The sequence below is a fragment of the Wolbachia endosymbiont (group A) of Portevinia maculata genome (genome assembly GCF_964028525.1).
GTDB lineage: Bacteria > Pseudomonadota > Alphaproteobacteria > Rickettsiales > Anaplasmataceae > Wolbachia.
Window position 1 is genome coordinate 785028 of record NZ_OZ034786.1, and the last position, 13048, is coordinate 798075.

The following is a 13048-nucleotide window of genomic DNA, read 5'->3' on the forward strand; positions in this document are numbered from 1 at the left end:
TAATATTAAGCTATTTAATTAATAAATTAAGAAAACTCATTAATTAGAAATATACACTATCTGCCGATTAACTTTAATTAATAGGAGTTATTAATCTATTTACTATTCTTGTAATATTATTTCTAATGGTAAACATTTCTAGTAATACTGGAACAGTTGTTATTTCAGATACAGAATTTAGTGTAAGTAAACTAACCATTTGCTGAAGAGCGCTCATCTTCTTTGGTATTTGATGATGGAGCAACTAATTTGCTCAAAATCTCATCTTTTGGTCCCATAGCGTAAATGACACCATCTGACATGAGGATCACCTTATCAACTACGGACAATAACGGTAGCTTGTGAGTGATGATAACAGTAGTAGTATTTTGCTTTCTTGCAATGCCAATTGCATTAATTAAGCATGCCTCTCCATTGCTATCTAAGTTAGCGTTTGGTTCATCAAGTACTAAAAGTTTTGTGTGACCATAAAAAGCTCTGGCAAGTCCAAGAAGCTGTTTTTGGCCGCCAGAGAGCGTTACTCCTCCAGGACCTCCTATTGTTGTATCATATCCATTTGGTAAGCTTAGTATTAGTTCATGTATTCCTGCAATTTTTGCTGCTTTGATTATTTCTTCAGGATTTGGATCTGGTCTCATGCGAGCAATATTAGCTTTGACACTAGTGTTAAATAACTCAATATCTTGAGGTAAGTAGCCAACATAATTACCAAAATTTTCTCGATTCCAAGTATATACATCAGCGCCATCTAGTCTGACTACACCAGATATTGGCTTCCATACACCAACAGTTAATTTTGCGATAGTGGATTTACCAGAAGCACTTGCACCAATCACACCTACTACGTCCCCTGGTTCTATAATAAATGATATTCCTTTTACTGTTGGCTTATTGCTTCCATAAGGAGTAAAAAATACTCTATCAAATTCCAATTTTCCTTCAGGTTCTGGTAGAGCCATCGTTTGCTCTCTTTTTGGTGATGTTAATATAAGTCTTTGTAGCCTTCCATATGACATTCTAGCCTGATTTAAAAACTTCCAAGTATGAACCGCAGCGTCAAATGGTGCTAATACTCTACCCATTAAAATTGAAGCAGCGATGATGCTACCAGCAGTTTTATGAGCTGTAATTGCAAGTAATGCACCTGTTCCAATTACTGATATTTGCAGAGTTGAGCGCAAAAACTTAGTGATTCCAGTAATTACATTAGAGCGATTTTGTGCTTTAATTTGCATTGCTCGATTCTGATCATTTCGTTTACACCAATCAGAGACTATGAATTCTGACATGCCCATAGCTTCAACTACTTCTGCATTTCTTGTTGCAACATCTATAGCATTGATATTCCGTATAGTTTCTTCGTTGGTTTCTTGTAATATTCGTTTAGTGGCAAGTTCATTCCATATTGCCATAGAGACTAATATAATGATTCCAGCAATAGCTATAAACCCCGTGGAGGTGTGTATCATGAAAATCACAACAAGGTAAATTAACGACCATGGAGTATCAAACAGTGAGAATATACCATTTCCTGTAATGAAATTTTTTATTACCCCGAGATCTCGTATTGCTTCACCACTTGAAGTTGAGCTCTGCACTGACGTTAGCCTGATTGACCTTACTATCAGATCTGGTGTTGCAGTTTTATCGATCCAATCACCTATTTTTGCCATGGCTAAATATCGACAAGTTTCAAGCATTGCAGAACATGCAAATGCAGATAAAGTGATAATTGTCAGCATAATTAGTGTTGATACACTTTCGCTTGATATCACCCGATCAAGCACTTGAGAGGTATAAAGTGGTAGAAATAACATTAATAAATTGATTCCCGCACTAAACCAAAAGATAAACCAAAATGCACTTTTGCATTTTTCTAGGCAAATATATAGAGTACTTTGCTTCAATTCTTTTTTTATTGATGGCGTAATTTCCACAATCTTCCTCTTAATTTAATTACATGCACCATATACAATTTTTATTACAAAAATATTAATAACGGCAGTTAGCCTGCTTTAAGTGAGTAAAATATTAATATATGTGAATAGGAAATATAAACAATGGTAAAAAGAAGTATAGTTAATATTTCCTTCATTGCCTATAGCTGAGCTACGTCATACCGCCGCGGCGCTAACAAGAGATCCCGCTAACAAGCAGCGGGATGACGAGGTATAAACCATCGTCATGCAGCCGCAAACCGTCATACCGCGGTTTATTCGCGGTATCTCATCCGCTAACAAGCAGCGGAATGACAGCAATCCTACGTCATACCGCCACGGCGCTAACAAGAGATCCCGCTAACACGTAGCGGGATGACGGTTGTCAGGGTAGCTGTCATCCCTTGTGGAAATTGTTCTCAAATCACAATGTTCGTACAGCTATAGATTCATTCGCGGCGTAGATTCCGCTAACACGTAGCGGAATGACGAATTTGTCGTTTTTCAAATCGTCGATAAACCTAAGTCACTTTAGCTATAATTCAGAATTGAGAGTTTTTAATAACTTTCTAACTCCCACTTAGGTCTTGGTGCAAAATTAAGTGGATCTATATAATTCTTCTGTAACCTTTCAATTCCTGCCCATCCAACCATTACTGCATTGTCTGTACATAGATTATTAGGGGGGAAAAATATGTTTAAGTTTATGTGTTCTTTCAGTTTTTCTCTCAAAAAATTATTTGCTGCAACTCCGCCGGTAATCACAAAGTCATTGATTTTGATATTTAAAGATTCGGCCATAATAATCGCATTACTAACCCTGTCCAGCAGTATGTCACTAATACACTCTTGAAACGAAGCACACACATCACACACATCTTGCTCGCTCATTTCGAGTTTCTGCACTAAGTTTTTTACTGCTGTCTTGATTCCAGAAAACGAAAAGTTACATCCAGAACGTTTTATCATCGCCCTTGGCAGTTTAAATCTTGCACCATTGCCTTTTTTAGCTAACTTTTCAATTAATGGCCCTCCGGGATAGCTTAAACCCAGCATCTTAGCAACTTTATCAAATGCTTCTCCTAACGAGTCATCAAGTGTCTCCCCGAGTTTAATATATTTACCTACATCCTGTGCAATTAAAAATTGACAGTGACCACCTGATATTAATAGAACTAAAAACGGAAATTTCACCTCATGCAGTAACCTAATAACTAATGCATGCGCTTCTAAGTGATTCACTGCAATGAACGGTTTTTGTGCTACATGCGCAATTGCTTTAGCCATCATTGTACCAACTATTAATCCACCTATGAGTCCTGGTCCTGATGTTGCTGCAATTGCATTGAGATCACAAAAGTTAAGGTTAGATTTTTCCACGGCGCTTTTTATTAGACCACTTAAATGCTCCATATGAGCACGTGAGGCTATTTCAGGGATCACCCCACCGCGTTTTTTGTGTTCTGCTTGGGAGAGAATTTCGTGAGCAAGGACTTGCTTGTCACTATTTACAATCGCTACTGCAGTTTCATCGCAGCTTGTTTCAACAGCTAAAATGGTTTTCATGTATATTCGAGCACTTTATTATAAAAACTATACCTTGAAACGCTGTAGAAGTTAACTGCAAAGTTAACTTCTATAGCTAAAAGATTTACCGACAACCGTCATTCCGCTGCTTGTTAGCTGATGAGATACCGCGAATGAATCTACAATCGTATGAACATTGCGCTATTGAGATGGAGCACTTTCTTGTTATTCCAGGTCTCCTCTCTCGTCATCCCAGTGCGTGACACTGGGATCTCACTTAGTAATTTCGTAATATAAATCATACCAATTTGGGTTTTTTCTTGCAACTAAATTGATTTTCCATTCCCTTCTCCAACTTTTTAGAAGTTTTTCTCTATCAAGAGCCGAATCTACGTCTTGAAATTCTTCAAAATAAACTAATTTTTGTACATTATATTTCGACGTAAAACCGGGAATAACCTTGTTCTTATGCTCCCAAATTCGTTTAATTAAATTCGACGTAACACCTATACATAGAGCCTTATTGTGTCTACTTGCAAGTATATAAATATAATAGTTTTTCATAAAATTTAGATCCCAGTGTCACGCACTGGGATGACAGGAAGAGGAGACTGAGATGACAAATGTGAGTGCTGATGTAACAAATGTAAATGCTTGAATGACATCAATAATTATATACATTTTATCACTAAACTAGACGTTCGTACAGTCGTGGAATGAATTGCGGTATGACGTAGGAAAACCTGCACTATAAGCTAATCATCATCTCCAAATATGGAGCTAATTTTTTTGCCCCCAGGAGAAAATTTATTAGTCCAACTGCTTTGCACTTTGGTTACGTCTTTAGTGGCGGTTTTATTGCTGTATTCCTTGATTTCCTTATCTATTCTATCCATCATTTGTGGATCCAGGCAGCTCTTTTTCCATTGATCAGTAGCAAGGAACACTTTGTTTAAATCTTGAGTGCGAATTAAGTATTCTTTATCCTTAGGATAAACCTCTTGTGCCCAAGCAAATAGCTCAAAATAGCGTGCAAACAATTCAGATGCGCGTGACTTTGCAGTTTGATAAGCTTGTATCTCCTTAAATATAACTTGGCTAATAATTTTCTGCACAAGAACATTTGCTTGCCTTAAATTCTGCTCAATATCCTGGTAAACCTTATGGAGAAATTCCTGCTCTAGGCTCAAGTTAAGCTCATTTTCAACCATATGTGAAAGTTCATGCACTATAATGTATGGATTTGACCTTCTCAGCACAATAACATACCTATTTACACCGGAAGACCTGATTGTCTTACACACCCCTTCTTCCATATCCACTAATCCCTCTTGGTATATTTCAAACGAAAGCTTATTTTGCTTTATTAGTGATAAAGTGAGGTTTAATGTGTTTCTAAACTTCTCAAATTGATAGAGATACTCAATATATCGTATTGCATTTTCACTGCTTCCTACTTTAGTCGCTTGTTTGATTAAATTCCTGATTAGCATGCCTTATTATTAAAGGAATTTTTTTTTATACTCAAGAGCTATAAAGTGTTTTTTAGGAAATCTCATTGCATAGCTAAAGTAATTCAGGTTTACTGACAACCGTCATACCGCTAACACGTAGCGGGATGACGAGATGCCACCGCGAACCGTCATACCGTCACGAACCGTCATACCGCGATTCATTCGCGGTATCTCTTAGCATAGATCCCGCTAACACGTAGCGGGATGACGAGATGCCACCGCAAACCGTCATACCGTCACGAACCGTCATACCGCGATTCATTCGCGGTATCTCTTAGCATAGATCCCGCTAACAAGTAGCGGGATGACGATTGTCGATGAACCTAAGTTACTTTAGCTATAAACATTAAGAAATTTACTAAACGAAGAAAAAAGGCAAAAGAAGCCCTGGTCATTATCTATTTTCAGTATTTGGCGTTTTTTAAGTCTTAAATACTGCAATTTAGCTGCTTTTAAATGCAACTCACCTTAGTTTAAATGTTTAAGAAATTTACTAAGCAGAAAAAAAGGCAAAAGAAACCCCGCGTTAGCTAGTTGTCACTCTCTAATCCTGCAAATTGGCGTACTATACTGTCTTAAACGACTTATAAGCGCGTTTCAGCTTGTGTAGGTAAAAACCTAGAAATATTGTGAAGACATAAGGTGCACATAGTGCGAAAAATTAAAAATAAGACGCCAAGTACGTTGTTTTTTTGCTGTTTAATCTGCACAGATGAAGATAACTGAATACCTTCAATACCATGATAAGGGGGCTGGCGGAGTTTGTCAAGGAAGTTTTTGTATTTAATCCGTTTCTATGGCTTATATAATAATCATTATTGTGATATAAAACTTAGAATAATGCAATAGATACCTAATGTTTTAGCTATTAATTATATGTTGCACAAGAGCACATATTACAATACCATCCAAGTAGGTCAAAAATAAGGAGATTGTCATGAGTTTTACTTTACCTGAATTACCATATGATAAAACAGCTTTGGAGCCTTACATATCTGCAAAAACCTTAGATTTTCATTATGATAAGCACCATAAAGGATATTTAAATAAACTCAACGAGCTAGTTGAAAATACAGATTATCAACATGTGAAAATTGAGGAATTAATAACAAAAGTGCATGGTAATAGCGATAAAGTTCCCATATTTAATAACGCAGCGCAAGTTTGGAACCACACTTTTTATTGGAATTCAATGAAGAAGAATGGTGATGGTAAACCTAAAGATGATGGTTTTCTGGCAAAAAAAATTCAAGATGATATCGGTGGTTTTGATAAGTTTTGTGGGGAATTTGCCAATCATGGAGTAAGCCAATTTGGTAGTGGATGGGTATGGTTAGTGCTCGAAAAAGGAAAGCTCAAAATCACCAAAACTCCAAATGCAGATTTGCCATTAATTTATGGCCAAGTTCCATTACTCACTATGGATGTCTGGGAGCACGCCTATTATTTAGATTGTCAAAACCGTAGAATTGACTACATAAAAGTTTTTCCTTGACCATTTGATTAATTGGGATTTTGCAGAAGAAAATTTAAAAAAGAATACATAAGATGAATACACCTCAGGTAACAAAATTAGATAATGGTCTGCGCATAATAACTGAGCAGGTGCGTGATGTTGATTCCGTAGCTTTAAGCATACGAGTTGGTGTTGGCAGTAGAGCGGAAAGTGCAAATCAAAATGGAATATCCCATTTTCTAGAACACATGGCTTTCAAAGGAACGAAGACAAGAACTGCGTTTGAAATTGCAAAAGCTTTTGACGACATAGGTGGGGTTTTCAACGCCAGCACCGGTAGGGAAAGCACCACCTATTATGCAAAAGTCCTCAAGAAAGACATAAAAACTGGTATTGATATATTAATAGATATATTGATGAATTCAACATTTCCAGAAGATGAATTGGAACGTGAGAAGGGCGTTGTAATACAAGAGATTTTTCAAACTAATGATTCACCAAGTGACATTGTTTTCGATAAATATTTTGAGGCAGCTTATGAAGATCAACCTTTCGGCAGGTCAATCTTAGGCACGCAAGATACTGTAAAATCTTTTACTCGAGAAGATCTAAATAACTACATAAATGAGCATTACTTTGGCGAGAATATGCTATTTGCCGTTGCAGGAAATGTTGAACATGAAGAAGTTGTTGCATTAACCAAAGATTTTCTCTCAAAGATTCATTCTAAAAAGCTGAAAAAAAGCCAAAATGCGACGAGCTACACTGGTGGTGAGTATTTAGAACATCGTAAATTAGATCAGGTGCACTTGCTAATTGGTCTACCTAGCGTTTCTCGTTATGACGATAAATATCACACGTTTCAAGTGCTTGATTCTATATTAGGGAGCGGAATGTCATCACGTCTGTTCCAGGAAGTAAGGGAAAAGCAGGGATTAGCTTACTCTGTTTATTCATTTAATTCCAGCTACACTGATACAGGGATGTTTTCCATTTTTGCTGGCACAGATAGTAGTAACTTAGATAAGCTTTTAAAATCTATGACGACAGAGTTGAAGAAGCTGTCTACAGATAATCTGAGGGAAGAAGAAGTAAATAGAGTGAAAGAGCGAATAAAATCCCAAATTTTAATGTCACGCGAAAGTGTTAGCTCACGCGCTGAAACATTGGGGCACTACTATGGTAACTATAATAGGTACATCAGTAAAAATGAATTAATAGAAAAAATTAGTGCAGTTACCACTGCTAACGTAAAAAAAGCAGCAAAAGAATTGTTATCTCAGCATGAAAAAACCACTCTAGCTGCAATTGGAGAAATTAAATCATTGCCAAGTTACGATAAAGTGGTTTCTATGCTTAAAGGGAGTGTTAAATAAACTGTGTCAAACCGCATTTTTAGTTCAACTCAATTTTCAATCTGCCAGGAAAGAAAACATCAAGTTGAGAGATAGTTAATGCCCAATCATGTACAGGCATCGTCCACTTTTCCTCTGCCTTCTTTATAGCACAATATACCTGCTTATACAAGGCATTTATGCTGGTAAATGAGCCTTTGGTCTTAGTGAATTTCCTAATTTGCCTATGTAGCCCCTCTATGGGATTGGTGGTGTAGATTATCCTCCTAACTGGACCAGAATACTTAAAATAACCAGACAAGTTTTCCCAATTATTCTGCCAAGATTTTATAACCATAGGGTACTTTGTGCCCCATTTTTCATCCAATTCCAACAGATAATTCTCGGCAATTTCCTTGCTTGAAGCTTGATATACCTTCTTTAAATCGCTCAAAAAACTCTTCGCATCTTTACTGGCCACATACTTCAGTGAGTTGCGTATCTGATGCACTATACACATCTGCACTTCCGCATTAGGAAAGACACTGTTTATAGCTGCAGGAAAGCTTTTCAGCCCATCAACGCAGGCAATAAGGATATCTTCTACTTGTATCTTGTCAAAAGCATCTAATGTTTTAAGCTTAAGCATTAGGTGGAGAAGGGAGGAACTCTGTGCTTCTTCTTAGATATAAAATCTGTAGAGGAGATAAGAATTCCCTTCTCAAAAGTATAGGCTGGACGGTATCGTAGAAAGACCTGAATGGTTCTAATTCTGTATTCACAAGACTAGCCTTACTTTTCATTTTTAATGGTAACGTATGGGGTTATATATGATCAACAACTTTTTGGGCATAGATATATCAAAAGATCGCTTTGATGTTTTTCTCTCATTTATAAGCAAAAAAGGAAAGCGTGAAACTAGAAAAAGAAGCTTTAAGAACGATGGTTTCAAAGTCTACTGAATTTTCTACACAAACATAATGTAGAAAAAGTAAAAACCTGCATGGAATCTACTGGTTGTTATAGCGAAGCACTGGCTGAATTTCTACACAATGCTGGACATTTTGTAAGTGTTGTAAATCCTTATTGCATAAAATCTTATGCAAGGAGTAAGCTGATACGACAAAAGAATGATCAGACCGATGCAGAAGTTATTGCTGATTATTGCCAAAGACAGGAACCTTCTAGTTGGACACCACCTTCTCCTGAAATGAAAAAATTAAAACATCTTTATCGTTGCTCAGTTGCGTTAAAAGATGAGTTAACATTAGTAAATAACCACTTAGAAAAAAAAGAGAGACTGCCTAAAGAAGTTGCAAATGCTTGGGAAGACCTTGCAATGAATATAGCTCAAAAAATAGAAACAATAAAAAACTCCGTACGTGAACTATTAAATCAACACAAAGAATTGTTGGAAAATTTTCAACTTCTATTGACTATTCCAGGCATAGGAGAAGAATCAGCAATAGCTATTTTAGCTGAAGTTTCTGATATAGAGGTTTTTAGAGATGCCAGGCAATTGGCAGCATATACAGGAGTTATACCACGAAATATGACGTCAGGTTCCTCTGTATATGCCAAACCCAGATTAAGTAAATCCGGTTCACAAACATTACGTAAGGCACTTTTCTTTCCTGCCATAGTAGCTAAGAATCACAATCCTATCATTATGAGCTTTTGCCAAAGATTAAAGGAAAAGGGTAAGCATAATATGGCCATCGTTGGTGCTGCAATGCGTAAGCTACTCCATATCATTTTCGGTATTCTGACATCCAAAAGTGCTTTTGATCCTAACCATATCAAAAACTACAGGGCTAGGAGGTTGACTGAAGGTTTAGTACTTTAAAATCAAAAATGCTTCCTATCTATCTTATGTAAAGTGGTATCTTACACAAATTTATTGAATGTTGTTGGTTAGTGGATATGTTGATAAGTAAACTTCATCTGTTTTGTGCGTATAAAACTAATTTACTTATCAACATATCCACTAACTATAATCTGTGTACTGTTACACAATTGGAAGTATTTTTTGATTTTATGATGCAACTTGGGAAATTTTTATAATTTTTTTGTTGACTAACAAGACGGTATCTCCTCTCACATTCCACTTACAGTCACGAGAAGTAATTAAAACATAAGGTTTTTTATGCCTAGGATGTAAAGATGAAGGTAAAAACCTTTTAATACCTTTATATCCCTCAGCATTATCAAAAATGAACAGGCTTCTCCTTCCCCTTCTTGCAAAAAAAGCATATGTTTCTTTAACAATAGTTTCTATCATCTTGTCATTTCCGTACTTATCCTGGGGAGAAATGCCTAGTTTATCATCTTTAGCTAAGTCCAGAAAAGAACTTTCCATAGTCTTAGAGTTTTCAGCACTTATCCATATAACATTGCCACCATAATACTTTCCATACTTGTAAGCATATTTCCTAGCTAACTCACTTTTTCCCACTCCTCCAAGACCACTAATAGTAGCAACCTGCGATATCACCGCTTGCCTGCCCGTGCTCCTTTGTAGTGCGTCATGTAAGGCTTTTAATTCAATACTTCTACCAGTAAAAGATGCCACTGGCTCTATTATGCCAAACCAAATCGCTCCTAAAATTTCCTCTCTTATTTTTTCAAAAAACTCATTTATTTCTTCATGTGATAGAAACTTTCCCTCTCTTGCTTTCATCCAATCCAGAACTTCTACCAGAAAGCGACCATAAACGTTCTTTTTATCGATATTATTAAATTCTTTGCCTAACTCATTCTCAATGATTTCCGCTAGTTTTATCTCGTTAGGTTGATTTACTGCAAATACTAATTTATCAAAAAATTCCCTTATATTCTCTTCTAACCTGCCTTCATTTGTCATTCGCTCAAACTCACGTTGCCATACCTGATTTCTTTCCAATTTTCTTTTTGAGTTTTGATCTGATTTACCTTGAAGTTCTTTTATCTCCTTTTCCAATTCTTCTATTGCTTCTTTTACAGCACTCTTAAATGCCGGTTGCACTATTGAAATCATGTTATCGTGAGTATAAGAGAACTTGTATCTCGTACCGCCGTATTTAAAAAAAATATCACTAATGCTTATTACTTCAACTGCAATTTCTATTCCCTTGTTTGGTCCCGAAGTTTTTACTTTCAACTTTTTTATTGTATTTTGTGTTGTACTTTGAGCTAGATCGAAACCGATATTAGTACAGATAATAAAGTCCTCTAGGTCACCATCTGCAAAATCTTGATTATTTTTAGTCTTTAGGTAGGGAACAAAATATTTTGCCAAGCTAAATTCACCACTTTTATCTTTTGAAAGCAATTTGCCTACACCGATTTTTTCGCATTCATTTTGCTTGTGTTTGATTTGTACAAACCTATGTACTGTTGTTCCATTTTGCCTATATCGAAAAACAATATCATCAAAACCTGCAGCTGATTCCATTTCTGTGGCTAAGCGGAAAGAATATTCTCTATCTACTGCACGTTTGAGAAACAGCATTAGCCACTTCAATTGGTAAATATCACCATGAAAAGAGCGTTTTCTCCCTCCAGCAGGATAAGTTTCAGGCATCCTCAACCTCACATAATTTTATAAATAGTACCCATAAATGGTAAAAAAGTTATATGTCATGATATACAGATATCGTAACAAAGACCTTGGAATATCTACGAGATGTGCTGTTATGTAAATAAAAAAATGTGACTAATTACTTAATCTTTCACTCAAAATTGAATTCACAACATCAGGGCTGGCTTTTCCCTTGGTGAATTTCATGACTTCACCAACAAAGAAACCATATAATTTTGTTTTACCGCTTTTGTATTCTTGAACTTTATCTTGGTTGTCATTGATGATTTTATCTATTACCTCTGAAATTTGACATTTGTCAGTTATTTGCTTGAGATCCTGCTCTTCTATAATAAGGGATGCAGGCTTTCCAGTTTCAAACATAATATCAAAAACTTGTTTACCAAGTTTAGCAGAGATCGTTCCATCAACGATAAAATCTAAGAGTTCTGACAAAGCATTTGCTTTGATTGGGGAGCTCACAATATCAATATTTGCTTTATTTAAACGACCGAAAAGCTCTACAGTTAACCAGGTGACCGCGAGCTTTGAATCATGTTTTTTTATCAATTCCTCAAAGTAATCAGCAATCGCCTTATCGAAAGTAATGACATTTGCATCGTATTCGTTGATACCTAATTTTTCAATGTATCGCTGCTTTTTCTGCTCTGGCAACTCAGGCAAAGATGATTGAATTAAATCAATTTTCTCCTGGCTTACCTCAACAGGTAATAAATCAGGCTCAGGGAAGTATCTATAGTCGCTTGCATCTTCTTTGTTTCGCATCACTTTTGTTTTTCCCGAAGCAACGTCAAACAATAAGGTATCTTGACTTATTTCTTCCCCACCTTCTAAAATTTCAATTTGTCTTTGTATTTCATAGTCTATAGCTTGCACAATATAACGTATCGAGTTCAGATTTTTTATCTCACAACGAGTGCCAAATGTGCTACTGCCTTTTAGGCGGACAGAAACATTTGCATCACAACGAAGTGATCCCTTTTCCATATCACCATCACATGAACCAATGTAACGCAAAATCTGCCTCAATTTTTTCATGCATTCTGCAGCTTCCGCAGATGAACGGAGATCTGGTTCTGAAACAATTTCCATTAAAGCAACCCCTGCACGATTTAAATCCACATAAGTTTTGCTTTCCTCATGAACGCTCTTTCCTGCGTCTTGCTCTAAATGAATTCTCGCAATTCTTATTTCCTTTTCATTGTCGTTGATAAATACTCTACCATTTTTAACTATTGGCTCAAAAAACTGGGTTATCTGGTAACCTTGCGGTAAATCAGGATAAAAATAATTTTTCCGATCAAAGTAAGAACACTTATTAATTTCTGCAGAAATTGCAAGACCGGTGCGTATTGCTTGCTCTATGCAGTAATAATTTAGTATTGGCAGCGTACCTGGCATTGCTGCATCAACTAGAGAAACTTGAGTGTTATGCTCAGCACCAAACTCCGTTGATGAGCTAGAAAATAGCTTCGTATTAGAAGAAACTTGAGCGTGCACCTCAAGCCCAATTACCGCTTCCCAATCCTCTTTCGTCATGTATTTTATTTAAATGATAATCTTAATATTCTGCAAAATTAACACAAAAAGTCAAAACAAAACCCACATTTTTATTTTTTGTCTTAACTTTTTAACCTATAGTAATTAAAATATGACCTTACCCAGAAAGAGTGAAGAGAAAGAAAAGGCGTTTTTTTATA

At 36.2% G+C, this 13048-nt stretch carries 8 protein-coding genes and 3 pseudogenes; 3 read left to right on the forward strand and 8 right to left on the reverse strand.

The window, feature by feature from the left end:
- Positions 1-73: 73 nt before the first annotated feature.
- The 5 genes from ABWU36_RS03935 to ABWU36_RS03955 all read right to left on the reverse strand — a co-directional run bounded on the left by ABWU36_RS03935 (position 74) and on the right by ABWU36_RS03955 (position 4957).
- The gene (locus tag ABWU36_RS03935; protein ID WP_264687919.1) at positions 74-199 is read right to left on the reverse strand and encodes a hypothetical protein; all 126 of its coding nucleotides are present in this window, start codon (positions 197-199) and stop codon (positions 74-76) included.
- Positions 192-1937, reverse strand: a complete 1746-nt coding sequence (locus tag ABWU36_RS03940) for a type I secretion system permease/ATPase (RefSeq protein ID WP_353273029.1) — start codon at positions 1935-1937, stop codon at positions 192-194. The genes ABWU36_RS03935 and ABWU36_RS03940 overlap by 8 nt, the downstream gene beginning before the upstream one ends.
- Before the next feature lie 558 nt (positions 1938-2495).
- Positions 2496-3503 (reverse strand): tRNA (adenosine(37)-N6)-threonylcarbamoyltransferase complex transferase subunit TsaD, encoded by a 1008-nt coding sequence (gene tsaD / locus ABWU36_RS03945; protein WP_253309209.1) that lies wholly within the window; start codon positions 3501-3503, stop codon positions 2496-2498.
- 234 nt (positions 3504-3737) lie between these two features.
- Positions 3738-4028, reverse strand: coding sequence for a GIY-YIG nuclease family protein (locus ABWU36_RS03950; protein WP_253309210.1), 291 nt, complete (start codon positions 4026-4028; stop codon positions 3738-3740).
- A gap of 191 nt (positions 4029-4219) precedes the next feature.
- Complete coding sequence (locus ABWU36_RS03955; RefSeq protein WP_264735927.1) at positions 4220-4957, reverse strand: hypothetical protein; 738 nt, start codon at positions 4955-4957, stop codon at positions 4220-4222.
- 958 nt (positions 4958-5915) lie between these two features.
- Between ABWU36_RS03955 and ABWU36_RS03960 the strand changes: the two are divergent.
- Together ABWU36_RS03960 and ABWU36_RS03965 are read left to right on the forward strand one after the other, a co-directional pair.
- A pseudogene (locus ABWU36_RS03960) lies at positions 5916-6525 on the forward strand (superoxide dismutase).
- A gap of 1 nt (position 6526) precedes the next feature.
- Complete coding sequence (locus tag ABWU36_RS03965; RefSeq protein WP_253309213.1) at positions 6527-7810, forward strand: M16 family metallopeptidase; 1284 nt, start codon at positions 6527-6529, stop codon at positions 7808-7810.
- Between the two features lie 19 nt (positions 7811-7829).
- Here ABWU36_RS03965 and ABWU36_RS03970 read toward each other — a convergent pair.
- Positions 7830-8375: pseudogene (locus tag ABWU36_RS03970) on the reverse strand (IS256-like element ISWpi15 family transposase); the annotation flags it as partial.
- Between the two features lie 223 nt (positions 8376-8598).
- Between ABWU36_RS03970 and ABWU36_RS03975 the strand changes: the two are divergent.
- Positions 8599-9614, forward strand: a pseudogene (locus ABWU36_RS03975) (IS110 family transposase).
- A 189-nt stretch (positions 9615-9803) separates the two neighbouring features.
- Here the strand turns inward: ABWU36_RS03975 and ABWU36_RS03980 are convergent.
- Positions 9804-11330: a hypothetical protein gene (locus ABWU36_RS03980; RefSeq protein WP_353273030.1), complete on the reverse strand. Its 1527-nt coding sequence runs from the start codon at positions 11328-11330 to the stop codon at positions 9804-9806.
- A 132-nt stretch (positions 11331-11462) separates the two neighbouring features.
- Positions 11463-12887: an Asp-tRNA(Asn)/Glu-tRNA(Gln) amidotransferase subunit GatB gene (gene gatB / locus ABWU36_RS03985; RefSeq protein ID WP_353273031.1), complete on the reverse strand. Its 1425-nt coding sequence runs from the start codon at positions 12885-12887 to the stop codon at positions 11463-11465.
- Between the last annotated feature and the right edge of the window lie 161 nt (positions 12888-13048).